At 65.6% G+C, this 16,886-nt stretch carries 29 protein-coding genes; 9 read left to right on the forward strand and 20 right to left on the reverse strand.

The annotated features are described in order from the left end of the window. From hisH to tatC, 9 genes are all read left to right on the forward strand, one after another. Positions 1 to 645 carry an imidazole glycerol phosphate synthase subunit HisH gene (hisH, locus tag ACFO0J_RS01950; protein ID WP_376811377.1) on the forward strand — a complete coding sequence of 215 codons (645 nt, stop codon included), beginning with the start codon at positions 1 to 3 and terminating at the stop codon, positions 643 to 645. A gap of 46 nt (positions 646 to 691) precedes the next feature. Continuing rightward, entirely contained in the window at positions 692 to 1,465 is a 774-nt protein-coding gene (gene hisA / locus ACFO0J_RS01955) for a 1-(5-phosphoribosyl)-5-[(5-phosphoribosylamino)methylideneamino]imidazole-4-carboxamide isomerase (RefSeq protein ID WP_376811378.1), read from the forward strand. Beyond that, positions 1,462 to 2,283 carry an imidazole glycerol phosphate synthase subunit HisF gene (gene hisF, locus ACFO0J_RS01960; RefSeq protein WP_376811379.1) on the forward strand — a complete coding sequence of 274 codons (822 nt, stop codon included), beginning with the start codon at positions 1,462 to 1,464 and terminating at the stop codon, positions 2,281 to 2,283. The genes hisA and hisF overlap by 4 nt, the downstream gene beginning before the upstream one ends. Continuing rightward, positions 2,280 to 2,720 carry a phosphoribosyl-AMP cyclohydrolase gene (gene hisI, locus ACFO0J_RS01965; RefSeq protein WP_376811380.1) on the forward strand — a complete coding sequence of 147 codons (441 nt, stop codon included), beginning with the start codon at positions 2,280 to 2,282 and terminating at the stop codon, positions 2,718 to 2,720. Before hisF ends, hisI begins: the two co-directional genes overlap by 4 nt. Positions 2,721 to 2,774: 54 nt before the next feature. Next, positions 2,775 to 3,119 (forward strand): phosphoribosyl-ATP diphosphatase, encoded by a 345-nt coding sequence (locus ACFO0J_RS01970; RefSeq protein ID WP_376811381.1) that lies wholly within the window; start codon positions 2,775 to 2,777, stop codon positions 3,117 to 3,119. A 194-nt stretch (positions 3,120 to 3,313) separates the two neighbouring features. Next, on the forward strand, positions 3,314 to 3,682 hold the full coding sequence (locus ACFO0J_RS01975; RefSeq protein WP_376811382.1) for a histidine triad nucleotide-binding protein: 369 nt from the start codon (positions 3,314 to 3,316) through the stop codon (positions 3,680 to 3,682). 9 nt (positions 3,683 to 3,691) lie between these two features. Then, positions 3,692 to 3,922 (forward strand): Sec-independent protein translocase subunit TatA, encoded by a 231-nt coding sequence (tatA, locus tag ACFO0J_RS01980; protein ID WP_376811383.1) that lies wholly within the window; start codon positions 3,692 to 3,694, stop codon positions 3,920 to 3,922. Positions 3,923 to 3,949: 27 nt separating this feature from the next. Then, positions 3,950 to 4,456, forward strand: coding sequence for a Sec-independent protein translocase protein TatB (gene tatB / locus ACFO0J_RS01985; protein ID WP_376811384.1), 507 nt, complete (start codon positions 3,950 to 3,952; stop codon positions 4,454 to 4,456). A gap of 8 nt (positions 4,457 to 4,464) precedes the next feature. Then, on the forward strand, positions 4,465 to 5,274 hold the full coding sequence (gene tatC, locus ACFO0J_RS01990) for a twin-arginine translocase subunit TatC (RefSeq protein WP_376811385.1): 810 nt from the start codon (positions 4,465 to 4,467) through the stop codon (positions 5,272 to 5,274). Between the two features lie 3 nt (positions 5,275 to 5,277). Here the strand turns inward: tatC and dsbD are convergent, their stop codons facing one another. From dsbD to rplN, 20 genes are all read right to left on the reverse strand, one after another. Further along, complete coding sequence (gene dsbD, locus ACFO0J_RS01995) at positions 5,278 to 7,428, reverse strand: protein-disulfide reductase DsbD (protein ID WP_376811386.1); 2,151 nt, start codon at positions 7,426 to 7,428, stop codon at positions 5,278 to 5,280. A gap of 36 nt (positions 7,429 to 7,464) precedes the next feature. After that, positions 7,465 to 7,869: a divalent-cation tolerance protein CutA gene (gene cutA, locus ACFO0J_RS02000; RefSeq protein WP_376811387.1), complete on the reverse strand. Its 405-nt coding sequence runs from the start codon at positions 7,867 to 7,869 to the stop codon at positions 7,465 to 7,467. Between the two features lie 114 nt (positions 7,870 to 7,983). Beyond that, on the reverse strand, positions 7,984 to 8,367 hold the full coding sequence (gene rplQ, locus ACFO0J_RS02005) for a 50S ribosomal protein L17 (protein WP_376811388.1): 384 nt from the start codon (positions 8,365 to 8,367) through the stop codon (positions 7,984 to 7,986). Positions 8,368 to 8,525: 158 nt separating this feature from the next. Beyond that, entirely contained in the window at positions 8,526 to 9,524 is a 999-nt protein-coding gene (locus tag ACFO0J_RS02010) for a DNA-directed RNA polymerase subunit alpha (protein WP_376811389.1), read from the reverse strand. Between the two features lie 112 nt (positions 9,525 to 9,636). Then, positions 9,637 to 10,260, reverse strand: a complete 624-nt coding sequence (rpsD, locus tag ACFO0J_RS02015) for a 30S ribosomal protein S4 (protein WP_376811390.1) — start codon at positions 10,258 to 10,260, stop codon at positions 9,637 to 9,639. An 11-nt stretch (positions 10,261 to 10,271) separates the two neighbouring features. Then, on the reverse strand, positions 10,272 to 10,670 hold the full coding sequence (rpsK, locus tag ACFO0J_RS02020; RefSeq protein ID WP_043678919.1) for a 30S ribosomal protein S11: 399 nt from the start codon (positions 10,668 to 10,670) through the stop codon (positions 10,272 to 10,274). 14 nt (positions 10,671 to 10,684) lie between these two features. Continuing rightward, complete coding sequence (gene rpsM / locus ACFO0J_RS02025) at positions 10,685 to 11,050, reverse strand: 30S ribosomal protein S13 (protein ID WP_376811391.1); 366 nt, start codon at positions 11,048 to 11,050, stop codon at positions 10,685 to 10,687. 33 nt (positions 11,051 to 11,083) lie between these two features. Beyond that, the gene (gene rpmJ, locus ACFO0J_RS02030) at positions 11,084 to 11,197 is read right to left on the reverse strand and encodes a 50S ribosomal protein L36 (protein ID WP_003805360.1); all 114 of its coding nucleotides are present in this window, start codon (positions 11,195 to 11,197) and stop codon (positions 11,084 to 11,086) included. 31 nt (positions 11,198 to 11,228) lie between these two features. Further along, positions 11,229 to 11,447 carry a translation initiation factor IF-1 gene (infA, locus tag ACFO0J_RS02035; protein ID WP_346952390.1) on the reverse strand — a complete coding sequence of 73 codons (219 nt, stop codon included), beginning with the start codon at positions 11,445 to 11,447 and terminating at the stop codon, positions 11,229 to 11,231. A 5-nt stretch (positions 11,448 to 11,452) separates the two neighbouring features. Continuing rightward, on the reverse strand, positions 11,453 to 12,778 hold the full coding sequence (secY, locus tag ACFO0J_RS02040; protein WP_376811392.1) for a preprotein translocase subunit SecY: 1,326 nt from the start codon (positions 12,776 to 12,778) through the stop codon (positions 11,453 to 11,455). Positions 12,779 to 12,787: 9 nt separating this feature from the next. Beyond that, positions 12,788 to 13,228: a 50S ribosomal protein L15 gene (gene rplO, locus ACFO0J_RS02045; RefSeq protein WP_376811393.1), complete on the reverse strand. Its 441-nt coding sequence runs from the start codon at positions 13,226 to 13,228 to the stop codon at positions 12,788 to 12,790. Positions 13,229 to 13,238: 10 nt separating this feature from the next. Next, entirely contained in the window at positions 13,239 to 13,424 is a 186-nt protein-coding gene (gene rpmD / locus ACFO0J_RS02050; RefSeq protein WP_043678932.1) for a 50S ribosomal protein L30, read from the reverse strand. Positions 13,425 to 13,427: 3 nt separating this feature from the next. Beyond that, entirely contained in the window at positions 13,428 to 13,949 is a 522-nt protein-coding gene (gene rpsE, locus ACFO0J_RS02055; RefSeq protein WP_269356055.1) for a 30S ribosomal protein S5, read from the reverse strand. 9 nt (positions 13,950 to 13,958) lie between these two features. After that, positions 13,959 to 14,324 carry a 50S ribosomal protein L18 gene (gene rplR / locus ACFO0J_RS02060; protein WP_376811394.1) on the reverse strand — a complete coding sequence of 122 codons (366 nt, stop codon included), beginning with the start codon at positions 14,322 to 14,324 and terminating at the stop codon, positions 13,959 to 13,961. A 21-nt stretch (positions 14,325 to 14,345) separates the two neighbouring features. After that, positions 14,346 to 14,879 (reverse strand): 50S ribosomal protein L6, encoded by a 534-nt coding sequence (gene rplF, locus ACFO0J_RS02065; RefSeq protein WP_376811395.1) that lies wholly within the window; start codon positions 14,877 to 14,879, stop codon positions 14,346 to 14,348. A gap of 10 nt (positions 14,880 to 14,889) precedes the next feature. Continuing rightward, positions 14,890 to 15,285: a 30S ribosomal protein S8 gene (gene rpsH, locus ACFO0J_RS02070; protein WP_376811396.1), complete on the reverse strand. Its 396-nt coding sequence runs from the start codon at positions 15,283 to 15,285 to the stop codon at positions 14,890 to 14,892. 11 nt (positions 15,286 to 15,296) lie between these two features. Then, on the reverse strand, positions 15,297 to 15,602 hold the full coding sequence (gene rpsN, locus ACFO0J_RS02075) for a 30S ribosomal protein S14 (RefSeq protein WP_376811397.1): 306 nt from the start codon (positions 15,600 to 15,602) through the stop codon (positions 15,297 to 15,299). A 9-nt stretch (positions 15,603 to 15,611) separates the two neighbouring features. Further along, positions 15,612 to 16,151 carry a 50S ribosomal protein L5 gene (gene rplE, locus ACFO0J_RS02080; RefSeq protein WP_376811398.1) on the reverse strand — a complete coding sequence of 180 codons (540 nt, stop codon included), beginning with the start codon at positions 16,149 to 16,151 and terminating at the stop codon, positions 15,612 to 15,614. Between the two features lie 13 nt (positions 16,152 to 16,164). Beyond that, on the reverse strand, positions 16,165 to 16,485 hold the full coding sequence (rplX, locus tag ACFO0J_RS02085; protein WP_376811399.1) for a 50S ribosomal protein L24: 321 nt from the start codon (positions 16,483 to 16,485) through the stop codon (positions 16,165 to 16,167). Between the two features lie 10 nt (positions 16,486 to 16,495). Then, a complete protein-coding gene (gene rplN, locus ACFO0J_RS02090; RefSeq protein WP_043678954.1) occupies positions 16,496 to 16,864 on the reverse strand; it encodes a 50S ribosomal protein L14 in 369 nt (122 codons plus the stop codon). Positions 16,865 to 16,886 lie beyond the last annotated feature (22 nt).

Here is a 16,886-nt window from a genome sequence, read left to right on the forward strand (position 1 = left end):
GTGACCCGCATCGCCATCGTCGATTACGGCATGGGCAACTTCCATTCCGTCGCCCGCGCCCTGCAAGCCGCCGCTCCCGACCACGACATCCGCATCGCCCGCGGCGCCGATGAGATCCGCGCCGCCGACCGCATCGTGTTCCCCGGCCAGGGCGCCATGCCCGACTGCATGCAGACGCTGATCACGTCCGGGCTGCGCGACGCCGTGCTGCAGGCCGCGCGGGAAAAGCCGCTGCTGGGCGTGTGCGTCGGCGAACAGATGCTGTTCGACGCCAGCGACGAGGGCGACACCCCCGGCCTGGGCCTGTTTGCCGGCCGCGTGCGCCGCTTCCAGGGCCCGGCCTTCGACCATGCGACCGACGACGGCGCGCGGCTGAAAGTCCCCCACATGGGCTGGAACGCCGTCACCCAGACCCGCGCCCACCCGCTGTGGGACGGCATCGCCCAGGACACGTCGTTCTACTTCGTCCACAGCTATTACGCCGAACCCGCCGACCCGGCGCTGACCGCCGGCACCAGCCGCTACGGCCTGCCGTTCTGCTGCGCGATTGCGGACGGCAATATTTTTGCCGTACAGTTTCACCCAGAAAAGAGCGCAGCCCCCGGGCTGCAGATGTACCGTAACTTCACCCGCTGGCAGCCCTGAAGCCCCCGGCTTCCGGCACCGCCCCCTTTCCGTACCGACGACGACCATGCTGCTCATCCCCGCCATCGACCTCAAAGACGGACATTGCGTGCGCCTGCGCCAGGGCGACCTGGACCAGGCCACCGTGTTCTCCGAAGACCCCGCCGCCATGGCCGCCCAATGGGCCGCCCAGGGCGCGCGCCGCCTGCACCTGGTGGACCTGAACGGCGCCGTCGCCGGCAAGCCGCGCAACCGCGCCGCCATCCAGGCCATCGTGGACACCGTGGACGACGCCATCCCGGTGCAGATCGGCGGCGGCATCCGCGACCTGGACACGGTCGAATACTACCTCGACAACGGCATCTCCTACGTCATCATCGGCACGGCCGCCGTCAAGGATCCGGGCTTCCTCAGCGACGCCTGCTCGGCCTTCCCCGGCCACATCATCGTCGGCCTGGACGCGCGCGACGGCAAGGTCGCCACCGACGGCTGGTCGAAACTGACCCGCCACGACGTGCTGGACCTGGGCCGCAAATTTGAAGACTACGGCTGCGAATCCATCATTTATACCGACATCGGCCGCGACGGCATGCTCTCGGGCGTCAACATCGAAGCCACCGTGCGCCTGGCGCAGCACGTGCGCATTCCCGTCATCGCCTCGGGCGGCGTCGCCTCGCTGGACGACATCCGCGCGCTGTGCGAAGTCACCGGTGAAGGCGTGGACGGCGCCATCCTGGGCCGCAGCCTGTACGAGGGCACCCTGGACTTCGCCGCCGCCCAGAAACTGGCCGACGAACTGGTCGGCCCCCCGGACGAGGACGGCGAGGACAGCGACGCATGAGCCAGGCCGCCGCTCCCCGGACCGACGCATCGGCCTCGTCGGGCCTGTGCCGCCGCATCATCCCCTGCCTGGACGTCAACGCCGGGCGGGTGGTCAAGGGCGTGAACTTCGTCAACCTGACCGACGCCGGCGACCCGGTCGAAATCGCCCGCCGCTACGACGAGCAGGGCGCAGACGAGATCACCTTCCTGGACATCACGGCCACGTCCGATGACCGCGACCTGATCCTGCCCATCATCGAAGCCGTGGCGCGCCAGGTCTTCATCCCCCTGACGGTCGGCGGCGGCGTGCGCCAGGTCGCCGACGTGCAGCGCCTGCTGGACGCAGGCGCCGACAAAGTCTCGATCAACAGCGCCGCCATCGCCCGCCCCGAACTCGTGGCCGAGGCCGCTCGCCACCACGGCTCGCAATGCATCGTCGTGGCGCTCGACGCCCGCCGTGTCTCCGGCGCCGGCGAAGACCCGCGCTGGGAAATCTTCACCCATGGCGGACGCCGCGCCACCGGCCTGGACGCCGTGCAATGGGCATGCCGCATGGCCGACCTGGGCGCCGGCGAACTGCTGCTCACCAGCATGGACCGCGACGGCACCAAATCCGGTTTCGACCTGGAGCTGACCCGCGCGGTTTCGGACGCCGTGCCCGTGCCGGTGATCGCCTCGGGCGGCGTCGGCACCCTGCAGCACCTGGCCGACGGCATCCTCGAGGGTCATGCCAGCGCCGTACTGGCCGCCAGCATCTTCCACTTCGGTCAGCACACCCTGGCCGAGGCCAAGGCCTACCTGGCCGCCCGGGGCATCCCGGTGCGCTCCGCCGTATGACGACGCCCGGTCCCGGCACGCCCGCCTCCGGCGATTGGCTGGCCGCCCTGCGTTTCGACGATCAGGGCCTGATCCCCGCCATCGCCCAGGACGCCCAAAGCGGCACCGTGCTGATGGTGGCCTGGATGAACGCCGAAGCCGTCCAGGAAACCGTGCGCACCGGCCGCGCCGTGTATTTCTCGCGTTCGCGCGGCCGCCTGTGGCGCAAGGGCGAGGAGTCCGGCCACGTCCAGCAGGTCCACGACATCCGCCTGGACTGCGACGGCGACGTGCTGCTGCTGAAAATCACCCAGATCGGCGGCATCGCCTGCCACACCGGGCGCGAACGCTGCTTCTTCCGCGGCCTGGACCTGAACGGCGACCAACCCGCCTGGGTCGAACAGGATCCGGTGCTGAAGGACCCGGCCGCCATCTACGGCCATTCGCACGGCCACTGAACACCCGCGCCGGGCCGGCTGCGCCCGGCCCGCTCTCGATCACGGATTGCCTACATGACGACTTCCTCCACCGCCGATACCCTGGCCCGGCTGGCCGACACGCTGGCGACGCGCCGGCCCGATCGCGGCGGCGATCCGCAGTCGTCCTACACCGCCAAACTGCTGGCGCGCGGACCGGACGCCTTCCTGAAGAAGATCGGCGAAGAAGCTACCGAACTGGTCATGGCCGCCAAGGACGGCAACCGCGAGCAGATCGTCTACGAGACCGCCGACCTGTGGTTCCACTGCCTGGTCGCCCTGACGCACTTCGACCTGCGTCCCGAAGACGTGCTGACCGAACTGGCTCGCCGCGAAGGCCTGTCCGGGCTGGAAGAAAAGGCGTCTCGCCCCAAGGATTAGCAGGGCCCTGTTTATCTCATTCACACACGCCTCGGCTTGCCATCACCACGTCGCGGCCTGCATGCCGCTCCGATTCGATAGGCATGAAATGGTCCTCAGGACCATTTCATGTCCAATCTCATCCAACCCCCTTAAAAATATGGCAACATATGGGATTGATCGGGTCGATGTCCGGCCCCGCCTCGTAGATTCCCATGAGCCACGATTGCCTGTTCTGTAAAATCGCCCGGCACGAAATCCCCGCCCGCATTGTCCACGAAGACGACGAATTCCTCGCATTCCACGACATCAATCCGGCGGCGCCCGTGCATCTGCTGCTGATTCCAAAACATCACGTCGCCTCCCTGGCCGAACTCGGTCCCGCGGATGGCGACTGGCTGGCTCGCATGCTGCGTCTGGCGCCCGAAATCGCCTTCGCCAACGGCTGCAATCCGCTGCCTGCCGGGGGCTTCCGTCTGGTGGCCAACACCGGCACTGAAGGCGGCCAGGAAATCGATCACCTGCATTTCCACATTCTGGGGGGCGAACGCCCCTGGTCCAATCGCGCGGCGCCCGCCGCTTAAGGAGTTCTCATGGGTAGCTTCAGCATCTGGCATTGGCTGATCGTCCTGGTCATCGTGGCCCTGATCTTCGGCACGAAAAAATTGCGCAACGTCGGTGAAGACCTCGGCGGCGCCGTCAAGGGTTTCAAAAAGGGCATGAAGGACGCCCAGGATGACGCCGCCGCCAAGCCGGCCGTCACCCAGCAGACCCAGGATTCCGATACCGTGGACGTCCAGGCCCGCGAAAAGACCGACGCCTGATCCCCTCCTTCGCGCACCGGATCCACCATGTTTGATGTCAGCTTCAGCGAACTGATGCTGATCGGCGTCATCGCGCTGATCGTCATCGGCCCCGAACGCCTGCCCAAGGTCGCCCGCACGATCGGGCACCTGCTCGGCCGCGCCCAGCGCTACGTGAACGAAGTCAAGTCCGATATCCAGAAGGAAATGGACCTGAAGGAAATCGGCGACATCAAGAACCAGATGGAGGACGCCGCCCGTTCGGTGCAGTCCTCCATGACCTCGTCGGTCGACGATCTGAAGACCGCCGTCACCCAGCCCACGCAGGCGCTCAAGGACACCCTGGATCAGGCCCGACAGGCCCTGGATCCGATGTCGCCCGCCAGCACCGACGCGACGGCGTCCGCCACCGATGCTGCCGGCGCCGCGCCGCCCCTGGCCGCGCCTGCAGCCGACGCGCCCCCGGCCACGATCACGCCCCCGGCTGCCGAACCCACGCCCGAACCCGCGCCCGTCCCCCGGCCCGCAACGGCCCCCACCGATTCCAGCCACTGAAGCACGGCATGACAGACGCTTCCGACGACTCGTCCCAAGACACGTTCATCTCCCACCTGATCGAACTGCGCACGCGCCTGCTGCGGGCCGTGATGGCCGTGCTGGGCATCTTCGTGGTGCTGTTCATCTATCCGGGCCCGTCGCTGATCTACGACATCCTGGCCCAGCCCATGCTGGCCTCGCTGCCCCAGGGCACGCGCATGATCGCCACCGGGGTCATCACACCCTTCATGGTGCCGATCAAGGTCACGCTGCTGGCGGCCTTCGTGCTGGCCCTGCCGGTGGTCCTGTATCAGGCCTGGGCCTTCGTCGCCCCGGGCCTGTACCGCCACGAACAGCGCCTGGCGCTGCCTCTGATCATCTCCAGCACCCTGCTGTTCCTGCTGGGCATGGCGTTCTGCTATTTCGTGGTCTTCCACACGGTCTTCACCTTCATCGCCCACTTCGCGCCGCAGTCGATCACCCCGGCGCCGGACATCGAGGCCTACGTCAATTTCGTGCTGACCATGTTCATCGCATTCGGCGTGACCTTCGAGGTCCCGATCGCGGTCATCCTGCTGGTCAAGACCGGCATGGTCACGGTGAAGAAACTGCGTGAAGTGCGCGGCTATGTGATCGTCGGCGCCTTCGTCGTCGCCGCCGTGGTGACGCCGCCCGACGTGCTCAGCCAGATCCTGCTGGCCGCGCCGCTCTGCCTGCTGTACGAAATCGGCATCCTGGCCGCCGCCGCGATTGAAAAACGCAAACCGGCGCCCGAGGCCGAGGATGAAGCGGACGCCGCCAAGACGGCGGTCCAGGCGGGCGACGACCCCAGCTAAGGTTTACGGGTTCAACACCCGGTCCTGCACCCGGCGAAACGCCTCGGCCTTCCTGAACCCCACCACGCGGGCGTCAGGCAACACCTGGCCCCGGGCATCGAAGAACAGGATCCCCGGCGGGCCGAACAGATCGAAGCGCGCCAGCAGCGCCCGATCCTCGGCCGTCATGCGGGTCACATCCGCCTGCAGCAGCAGCATGCGATCCATGCGCGCCGCCACCTCGGGATCGCTGAAGGTGAATTTCTCCATCTCCAGGCAGGACACGCACCAGTCGGCGTAGAAATCCAGCATCACGGGCCGGTCCGTGGCGGCCAGGCGCGCATCCAATTCCGCCAGGGACGAAACCCGCGTGAAACGGGCGCGGATGGCCGCCGGATCCGCCGCAGCCAGCCCGCTGCCGCCGACGGCCGCGCCGCCCGGCGCCGAGGCCGTGAACGGCGCCAGGGGCCGCAGCATGTCCTGCCCGCCCGCCAGCAGCCCGGCACCCTGCGCCACGCCCCACAGGGCCAGCATCAGGGCCAGGGCGCGCGTCAGCAGCCGCAGCGGCCCGGCCTCACCCTGCCCCAGGGCGGCGGCCGACCAGGCCAGCAGCGCGGCCCACAGGGCCAGCAGGACCCATCCAGCGACGTACAAGCCGTCGGCCAGCAGCGGCCGCGCCATCCACCAGGCGGTGGCCAGCAGCAGCAGGCCGAAACCGGCCTTCAGCGGCGTCATCCAGGCCCCGGCGCGCGGCATCAAAGCACCGGCCCCGGCGCCCACGGCCAGCAGCAGCAAGCCCTCGCCCCAGGCCAGGGCGAACAGGGCGGCGCCCCCCACCACCACGTCGCCGGTCTGCGAGATGAACAGCAGCACCCCGGCCAGCGGCGCGGCCACGCAGGGCCCGACGATCAGGGCCGACAGCAGGCCCATGACGAACACGCCGCCGGCACGGCCGCCCGGCAGGCGCTGCAGGCGGGTCTGCATGGCCGACTGCAGGCCCACCGGGGCCTGCAGCGTGAAGACGTCCAGCATGGCCAGCGCGAACAGCGCCAGCAGCACGGCAAAGGTGCCCAGCACCCAGGGCGATTGCAGCCAGGCGGCCAGACCCGCGCCCAGCAGGCCGGCCGCCACGCCCAGGGCGGTATACACCAGGGACATGCCCAGCACGTAGATCGCCGCTAGTCCCAGGCCGCGCGTCCGGCTCACAGCGCCCCCGCCGCCGGAAATCACGGCCAGCAGAATGGGCACCATGGGCAGCACGCAGGGCGTCAGGGACAGCAAGGCGCCCAGGGCCAGGCTCAGCGCCAGGATCTGCCACAACGGCGCCTGGTGCAGCCAGGCCGCCATGCCCACGTCACCCAGGTCCAGCCAGGACTCCTCCCCCGCGCCAGGCGCCGCAGGCGGGGCGGACGAAGCACCCGCCGCAGCCTGCGCAGCAGTCCCCGATCCGGCTCCGGCCGCAGCACCGCCTCGCAAAGCCGCCGACAAGCCGGCGCTCGCGCCCGATGACGGGCCGGATGCGGCGGAAGCCGGGGTCTCATCCTGCGGCGGCGGCACCTGATCACAGACGTGGTCACCCACCGCCCGATAACCGTCGCCGTCCGCCTGCAGGACGAAGCTTGTCGTCATGGGCGGGTAGCACAGGCCCGCATCGGCGCAGCCCTGGCCGGTGACGGTGACCTGCAAGGGCCCCTGGGCGCCGGCCCGCAGCGCCGCCCGCAGCGTCACCCCCTCGTGAAAGACCTCCATGTCCTTCTCGAACGTGGGATCGTATTTGACCTGCCCGCGCGGCAGCCGCAGGGCGTCGCCCCAGGCCGGGGTCCGGGTCTCGGCATCCGCCGGGGTCAGGTCGGACCGCCGGAACAGCAGCAGGCCGCCCTGGGCGTCCTCGATGCGCACCTCGAACCGATCCTGGTACATGTAATAGTCCGGCGCAATGCGCCAGTGCAGGTCCAGGGTCAGGGGATCGACCATCGCCGCCGACTCGACGAAGGCCTTCTCGGGCGGCAGAAAATCATCCTCCGCCCGAACGGCGCCCGAGGCCAGCAGGCCGCACAGCGTCAGCAGCAGGATGCCCAGCAGGGCCGCCGCCCGCTGCCACGGCAGACGTGGCAGACACGCAGACAGGGACGAGCCCGGCACACACCGCGGGCGAAGGTCCGACAAAGACGACATGGACAACGTTTCCTTGAAGACAGCGACGCCGGCCCGTCAGGCGTCCCGAGCGGCAGTCTGGACAGCGGCCCGGGTGGCCTGGGTCACCCAGTCCAGATAGGCGCGGCTGCCCGCCGGCACGCCCTGCACCACGAATTCGGGGATCTCGTAGGGGTGCAGTTCACACAGCCGCGCATGCAGCGCGGGCAAGGCGTCCGCCGTGGTCTTGAAGGTGAGTTGGACTTCGTCCGTGCCTTCGAGTTCCCCCTGCCACAGGTACATGGACACAATGGCCGGTCCCACCTGGGCGCAGGCCGCCAGCGATTCCTCGACCAGCACGTGCGCGATGCGCTTGGCCAGGAGCTCGTCGGGTGCCGTGCTGAGCACCACCACGGTGTCGGTAGGGGCGCCGTCCTGGCGCACGACCGGGGTGCAATCGCCGCCAGGTGTCTGATCTTTCATGGTTTTCGGACCGGATAGAGTATCGGGCCCATTGTACCCGGGGACACCGTCCAACACCCATGACCCAAAGCAAAACGGACCCATGAGGGTCCGTTTCGTGACATCGCAAAAAACTTATTCGCCGGCGGCGGCTTCAGCTTCCGGGCGGTCGGTCAGTTCCATGTAGGCCATGGGGGCGTTGTCGCCCTGGCGGAAGCCCATCTTCAGCACACGGGTGTAGCCACCGTTGCGAGCGGCGAAGCGCGGTCCGATGTCGTTGAACAGCTTTGTCACGACGTCGCGGTCACGCAGGCGAGCGAAGGCCAGGCGGCGGTTGGCCAGCGTGGGGTTCTTCGCCAGGGTGATCAGGGGCTCGACCACGCGACGCAGTTCCTTGGCCTTGGGCAAGGTGGTCTTGATGGCTTCATGGGTCAGCAGGGACACGGCCATGTTGCGGAACATGGCTTGACGGTGGCTGCTGGTGCGGTTCAGTTTGCGAAGGCCGTGACGATGGCGCATTTCGATTTCCTTTGAATCTATGTAACCCGGATCTTCTATCGGCTAAGCCGCGGCCCAGGTGGGGTGGAGTCCCGGCCGCAGAAACGGCCGAGGCGGGATTTTAGCATGCGCGCGGCCCCGAGGAGCCTCACGCATGCCGGTACAGCAATCAGAACAGATCAGGGGCGCTCGAGGCCGACGGGCGGCCAGTTTTCCAGCTTCATGCCCAGGGTCAGGCCGCGTGCGGCCAGGACTTCCTTGATCTCGTTGAGCGACTTGCGACCCAGGTTCGGGGTCTTGAGCAGCTCGTTTTCGGTCCGCTGGATCAGATCGCCGATGTAGTAGATGTTTTCGGCCTTCAGGCAGTTGGCCGAACGCACCGTCAGTTCCAGATCGTCGACCGGACGCAGCAGCACCGGATCGATCGGGGCCGACTGGCCGCCCACCGGCAGGCTGGTGGTCAGTTGACCGGTGTCCTTGTCGGCCAGCGACACGAACACGGAGATCTGGTCCATCAGGATGCGGGCCGACTGGCGCACGGCTTCTTCGGGGCTGATGACGCCGTTGGTCTGCACGTCCAGCACCAGCTTGTCCAGGTCGGTACGCTGCTCGACGCGGGCGTTTTCGACGGCATAGCTGACGCGGCGCACGGGGCTGAAGGAAGCGTCCAGCACGATCTGGCCGATGGTGGCCGAACGGTCATCGACCAGGGCGCGCACATTGCCCGGCACGTAGCCGCGGCCTTGTTCGACCTTGACCTGCATTTCCAGACGGCCATTGTCCGTCAGGGTGGCGATCAGGTGATCCGGGTTGATGATCTCGACGTCATGCGGCAGCTCGATGTCGCGGGCGCGGACTTCGCCGGGACCCTGCTTGTTCAGTTGCAGCGTGACTTCGTCGCGGTTGTGGAGCTTGAACACCACGCCCTTCAGGTTCAGGAGGATGTCGACGACGTCCTCGCGCACACCGGCGATCGTGGAGTATTCGTGCACGACACCGCTGATCTGGACTTCAGTGGGGGCATAGCCCGACATGGAGGACAGCAGGATGCGGCGCAGGGCGTTGCCCAGCGTGTGGCCATAGCCGCGCTCGAAGGGCTCCATCACGACCTTGGCGTGATGCGCGCCCAGGGTTTCGACGGAGATGGTGCGGGGCTTCAGAAAACCTTGTGCAGACATGAATGTTCCTTTTCAATACCCTCGGCTCGTTACACCGATAAGGCTGACGGAAAAAACAACAAAACCGCCGCCCCGAAGGACGGCGGGTGGCGCATGCCACCGATCGCAGGGATCAGCGGGAATACAGTTCCACGACCATGGATTCGTTGACGTCGTGAGCGACATCCGCGCGATCCGGGGCCTGCTTGAACACGCCCGACAGCTTGCCGGCGTCAACTTCGACCCACTGGGGCAGGCCGTTGCCGGTCGCCAGTTCCAGGGATTCCTTGATGCGGATCTGGCTCTTGGCCTTTTCACGCACGGAGATCACGTCGCCGGCCTTGACCAGCATCGAGGCGATGTCGGCGGTGTGGCCGTTCAGTTCGATGGAGCGGTGGTTCACCAGCTGACGCGCTTCGGCGCGCGTGGAGCCAAAGCCCATGCGGTACACGACGTTGTCCAGGCGCGATTCCAGCAGCTGGATCAGCGTTTCGCCGGTGTTGCCCCGACGGCGCTCGGCTTCGGCGAAGTACTTGCGGAACTGCTTTTCCAGCACGCCGTACATGCGCTTCAGTTTCTGCTTTTCACGCAGTTGCAGACCGAAGTCCGAGGTGCGCGAACCCGAGATGCGGCCATGCTGACCGGGCTTGGATTCGAGCTTGCACTTGGAATCCAGCGAACGGCGGGCGCTCTTCAGGAACAGATCGGTGCCTTCGCGACGCGAAAGCTTGCATTTGGGTCCGGTATAACGAGCCAAGATGGTTCCCCTTAGATACGACGACGCTTGGGCGGACGGCAGCCGTTATGCGGCACCGGCGTGATGTCCGAAATGCTGGAGATCTTGATCCCCAGGGCATTCAGGGCGCGCACGGAGGATTCGCGGCCGGGGCCGGGGCCCTTGATGCGGACTTCCAGCGTCTTGATGCCGTATTCCTGGGCCACGCGGCCGGCGGATTCGGCAGCCACCTGAGCGGCGAACGGCGTCGATTTGCGCGAGCCCTTGAAGCCGGCGCCACCGGACGTCGCCCACGACAGCGCATTGCCCTGGCGGTCGGTGATGGTGATGATGGTGTTGTTGAAGGACGCGTGGACGTGAGCAATCCCGTCGGACACGTTCTTCTTGACTTTCTTGCGGACGCGCGCGGCGCCGCTCTGAGCTTTCGCCATGTTCTTTCCTCAGGTTATTTCTTCAGGGACGCTGCGGCGCGACGCGGGCCCTTGCGGGTGCGTGCGTTGGTGCGGGTGCGCTGACCGCGCACCGGCAGACCGCGCTTGTGGCGCATGCCACGATACGTGCCCAGGTCGATCAGGCGCTTGATCGACAGCTGCACTTCGCGGCGCAGGTCGCCTTCGATCGTGAAGCCGTTGATCTGTTCACGGATCTTTTCCAGTTCCTCGTCGGTCAGATCCTTGATCTTCTTCGAGTACTCGATGCCGGTCGCTTCGCAGATTTTGCGGGCGCGAGTGCGGCCGATGCCGAAGATGGCCGTCAGACCGATCTCGGCGTGTTGGTGCGGCGGAATATTAATGCCAGCAATACGGGCCATGACTGTTCCTCGTGAATTCCGTGATGCCCGGCCTTAGCCTTGGCGTTGCTTGTGACGCGGGTCGGTGCAGATGACTCGCACCACGCCGTGACGTTTGATGATTTTGCAGTTGCGGCAGATCCGCTTTACCGATGCCATTACCTTCATGGTGATCTCCTGGTTCTTGACCGGCCGCTACCTACTTGGAGCGGAAAACAATCCTGGCGCGCGACAGGTCATAGGGCGTGAGCTCCACTGTGACCTTGTCACCCGGAAGGATCCGGATGTAATGCATACGCATCTTGCCCGAAATGTGGCCTAACACCATGTGGCCATTTTCCAGCTTGACGCGGAATGTTGCGTTGGGAAGGTTTTCAAGGACCTCCCCTTGCATCTGGATAACGTCGTCCTTGGACATGTTCTTCAGCGCATGGGTAATCCCGCCGTGCCCTTGAAGTTCGCCTTCCGGAGCAGCGAGTCATACTGTTGGGACATCATGTAAGCCTGCGCCTGCGCCATGAAATCCATTGCGACGACGACGATGATCAGCAGGGACGTGCCGCCGAAATAGAAAGGCACGTTCCAGCGCATCTGCATCAGTTCCGGCAGCAGACACACCAGCGTGACATAGATCGCACCCGACAGCGTCAGCCGCATGAGGATCTTGTCGATGTAGCGCGCGGTCTGCTCGCCGGGACGGATCCCGGGCACGAAGGCGCCGCTCTTCTTCAGGTTGTCCGCCGTCTCGCGGCTGTTGAACACCAGAGCCGTGTAGAAGAAGCAGAAGAAAATGATCAGACCGGAATACAGCGTCACGTACAGCGGCTGCTGCGGCGACAGGGCTGCCGCCAGATCGCCCAGCCAGCGCATGTTCGGGTTGCTGGAGAACCAGCTGGTGACCGTCGCAGGCAGCAGGATGATCGACGAGGCGAAGATCGGCGGAATCACACCGGACATGTTCAGCTTCAGCGGCAAGTGCGAGGACTGGCCGCCGTAGAGCTTGTTGCCCACCTGGCGCTTGGCGTAGTTCACCGTGATGCGGCGCTGGCCGCGTTCGACGAACACCACGAAGTAGGTCACCGCGACCACCAGGGCCAGGATGAACAGCACCGACAGGATGGACATCGAGTCCGTACGCACCAGATCCAGCATGCCGCCCAGGGCGCCAGGGAGACCGGCGACGATCCCGGCGAAGATCAGCAGCGAAATACCGTTGCCCAGGCCGCGTTCCGTGATCTGCTCGCCCAGCCACATGATGAACATGCTGCCGGTGACCAGCGTCACGATCGTGGTGAAGCGGAACAACAGTCCCGGATCGATGACCAGGCCGGGCTGCGATTCCAGCGCCATCGAAATACCGATCGCCTGGAAGGTCGCCAGGAACACCGTGCCGTAGCGGGTGTACTGCGTGATCTTGCGCTGCCCGGACTGGCCTTCTTTCTTGATGGCTTCCAGGGTCGGCACCACCACCGCCAGCAACTGCATGATGATGGAGGCCGAGATGTACGGCATGATCCCCAGCGCCAGCACGGAAAAGCGTTCCAGGGCGCCGCCGGAGAACATGTTGAACAGTCCTAGGATACCGCCCTGGTTCTGCTGGAACAGGTCGGACAGCGCGTCCGGATTGATGCCGGGCACGGGGATGTGAGTCCCCAGGCGGTAGACGATCAGGGCGAGCACGAGGAACAGGACGCGGCGCTTGAGGTCGCCGTATCCTGCGCTGGGCTTATGTGCCTGAGCTTTGGCCACAGCCGCCCCTTAAGCCAGCGAACCGCCGGCCGCTTCGATCGCGGCGCGAGCGCCGGCCGTCGCATTGATGCCGCGCAGGGTGACCTTGCGCGACAGTTCGCCGGTCTTGATGACCTTGACGGTGCGAACCAGTTCGCCCACCAGGCCGGCGGCCTTCAGGACTTGCAGGTCGATCTCGTCGACCGGCAGGGCTTGAAGATCGGCCAGACGGATTTCGGCGACCAGGTGACGGCCCAGCGGCGTGAAGCCGCGCTTGGGCAGGCGGCGCTGCAGCGGCATTTGACCGCCTTCGAAACCGACCTTGTGGAAACCGCCCGCACGGGACTTCTGGCCTTTGTGGCCACGACCGGCGGTCTTGCCCAGGCCGGAGCCGATGCCGCGGCCCACGCGGCGGCGGGGGCGCTTGGCGCCTTCGGCGGGGGCGAGCGTGTTCAGTTGAGTGACGGACATCAGAATTCCTTTAGGCTTCCGAGACGGTGACCAGATAATCCACCTTGCGGATCATCCCACGCACCTCGGGGGTATCGACCAGGACACGGCTGCTGTTGACCTTGCCCAGACCCAGGCCGCGCACGGTGGCGCGGTGGGACTTGTGCGTACCGATCACGGAGCGCACGAGCGTGACTTTGATTTGCTTCTGTGCCATGTCTTACCCCAGGATCTCTTCGACCGACTTGCCGCGCTTGGCCGCGATTTCCGCAGGCGTCGAGCAGGCGCGCAGGCCGTTGAGGGTCGCACGGACCATGTTGTACGGGTTGCTGGAGCCGAGGCTCTTGGCCACGACGTTACGCACACCCATCACTTCGAAGATCGCGCGCATCGGGCCGCCGGCGATCACGCCGGTACCTTCGGCGGCGGGCGAGATCAGCACCGTCGAGGCGCCGTGCTTGCCGACCACGGTGTGGTGCAGCGTACCGTTCTTCAGGGCCACCTTGAGCAGACCGCGACGGGCCTGTTCCATGGCCTTCTGGACGGCGACCGGCACTTCGCGGGCCTTGCCCTTGCCCATGCCGATACGGCCGTCGCCGTCGCCGACCACGGTCAGCGCGGCGAAGCTCATGGTGCGGCCGCCCTTGACGACCTTGCTGACGCGGTTGACCGCGATCATCTTTTCACGCATGCCGTCGTCGCGTTCTTGCTCCGGGGCGTGCTTGCCTTGTGCTTTAGCCATGTGATTCCCTTAGAACTTCAAGCCGGCTTCACGCGCGGCTTCGGCCAGCGCCTTGACGCGGCCATGGTAACGGAAGCCCGAACGGTCGAAAGCGACGAGTTCGATGCCGGCAGCCTTGGCCTTCTCGGCCACGCGCTTGCCGACCAGGCTGGCGGCGGCGGCGTTGCCCCCGTTGGCCTGCTGGCTGGCGAGTTCCTTGCGGACTTCGGGCTCGAGCGTCGAGGCGCTGACGAGCACACGATCGCCTTCCGGCGAAATGATGTTGGCGTAGATGTGCAGATTCGTGCGATGCACCGCCAGGCGATGCACGCGCAGTTCGTGAATCTTGCGGCGGGTGGCCGCGGCACGACGCAAACGGGAAGTTTTCTTGTCCATGATTCGTCCTTGCCTGCGTGCTTATTTCTTCTTGGTTTCTTTCAGGATCACACGCTCATCCGCATAGCGCACGCCCTTGCCCTTGTAGGGTTCGGGTTCGCGATAGGCGCGGATTTCAGCGGCGACCTGGCCGACGACCTGCTTGTTGGAGCCCTTGACCACGATTTCGGTCTGGCTCGGGCACTCGATCTTGATCCCTTCGGGGATGTCGTGCAGGATGTCGTGCGAGAAGCCAAGCTGCAGCTTCAGGGCGTTGCCCTGGACCTGGGCGCGGAAACCCACGCCGACCAGGTTCAGGCGGCGTTCAAAGCCGGCGCTGACGCCCGTGACCATATTGTTCACCAGCGCGCGCACGGTGCCCGACATGGCATTGGCCTGGCGGGAATCGTTGGCAACGGCGAAGGTGAGCTGGCCGTCTTCCTGGGAAACCCGGACGTTGCCGTCCAGGGACTGGGTCAGGGTGCCCAGCGGGCCCTTGACGACGATCTGCCCGGCGCTGATGGTGGCTTCGACGCCTTTCGGCAGCGCAACGGGGTATTTAGCGATACGTGACATTTTGAGCTCCTTATGCCACGTAGCAGAGCACTTCGCCGCCGACGCCGTTGGCGCGGGCCTTGCGGTCCGTCATGACGCCACGGGGAGTCGAGACGATCGCCACGCCCAGGCCGTTCATGACCTGGGGAATGGCGTTGCTGCTCTTGTAGATACGCAGGCCGGGACGCGAGACGCGGTCGATGCGCTCGATCACCGGACGGCCGGCATAGTACTTCAGGGTGATTTCCAGTTGCGGCTTGGCTTGTTCGCCGCCGATACGGAAATCATCAATATAGCCTTCGTCCTTCAGCACGGCGGCAATGGCCGCCTTCAGCTTGGAGGAGGGCATGGAAACCGACGTCTTGTTGACCATTTGCGCGTTGCGCACGCGGGTCAGCATATCGGCGATGGGATCGCTCATGCTCATGTGTGATTCTCCTACCAGCTGGCCTTGGTCATGCCAGGCACTTCGCCGCGCATGGTCATTTCACGCAGTTTGTGGCGGGTCAGCCCAAACTTGCTGAACACGCCGCGGGGGCGCCCCGTCACCACGCAGCGGTTACGCTGGCGGGTGGGGTTGGCATTGCGCGGCAGTGCTTGCAGCGCCAGGCGAGCCTGATAGCGTTCTTCGTCGGATTTCGACTGGTCGGCGATGATCGCCTTCAGCGAGGCGCGCTTGGCGGCGAATTTCTCGGCCAGCTTGGCGCGCTTGATGTCGCGATTGATGAGGGAAAGTTTTGCCACGTCAGCCCCTTAGTTGCGGAAGGGGAAGCTGAATGCGCTCAACAGCGCCTTGGCTTCCTCGTCGGTCTTTGCGGTGGTGGTGATGCTGATGTTCATCCCGCGCACGGCATCGATCTTGTCGTATTCGATTTCCGGGAAGATGATCTGTTCTTTCACACCGATGTTGTAGTTGCCGCGGCCGTCGAAAGCACGACCCGACACGCCACGGAAGTCACGCACGCGGGGCAGGGCCACCGAGATCAGGCGATCCAGGAATTCGTACATGCGCTGGCCGCGCAGGGTGACCATGCAGCCGATCGGGTAGTCTTCGCGGATCTTGAAGCCGGCGATTGCCTTGCGGGTCTTGGTGACCACGGGCTTCTGGCCGGAGATCTTGGTCATGTCGCCCACGGCGTTTTCGATGACCTTCTTGTCGGCGACGGCTTCGGACACACCCATGTTCAGGGTGATCTTGGTGATGCGGGGAACCTGCATCACCGACTGGTAGCCGAATTTCGCCTGCAGGTCGGCCGCGACCTTGGTGCGATAGAAATCTTGTAAACGAGCCATTTGTGCGCGCCCCTTATGCCTTCGCGCCAACGACGGCGCCGTTGGAGCGGAAAATGCGAACCTTGGCGCCGTCCACGACCTTGACGCCGACACGGTCGCCCTTGCCGGTTTCGGGGTTGAAGATCGCCACGTTCGAGATGTGGATGGGCAGGGTCTTGTCGACGATGCCGCCGGGCGTGCCCGCCATGGGGTTGCCCTTGGCGTGCTTCTTCACGACGTTGATGCCTTCGACCAGCACGTGATCGTCGTCGACGCGGGCCACCACGGTGCCGCGACGGCTGCGGTCGCGGCCGGACAACACGATGACTTCGTCGCCTTTGCGAATGTTTTGCATGATCTGCTCCTTACAGCACTTCGGGCGCCAGGGACACGATCTTCATGAACTTTTCGGTGCGCAGTTCGCGCGTGACCGGTCCGAAGATGCGCGTGCCGATGGGCTCGAGCTTGGCGTTGAGCAACACGGCCGCATTGCCGCCGAAGCGGATCAGCGAGCCGTCCTTGCGGCGGACGCCCTTGGCGGTACGCACCACCACGGCGTTGTAGATTTCGCCCTTTTTGACGCGGCCGCGGGGGGCCGCTTCTTTGACGGACACCTTGATGACGTCGCCAATGGCGGCATAACGGCGCTTGGAACCGCCCAACACCTTGATGCACATCACAGAACGCGCACCCGTGTTGTCGGCCACGTCCAGCGTGGTCTGCATTTGGATCATGATTTTTCCTGTTCCAACTTAA

Source organism: Castellaniella hirudinis (assembly GCF_042651965.1).
Classification (GTDB): domain Bacteria; phylum Pseudomonadota; class Gammaproteobacteria; order Burkholderiales; family Burkholderiaceae_B; genus Castellaniella; species Castellaniella hirudinis.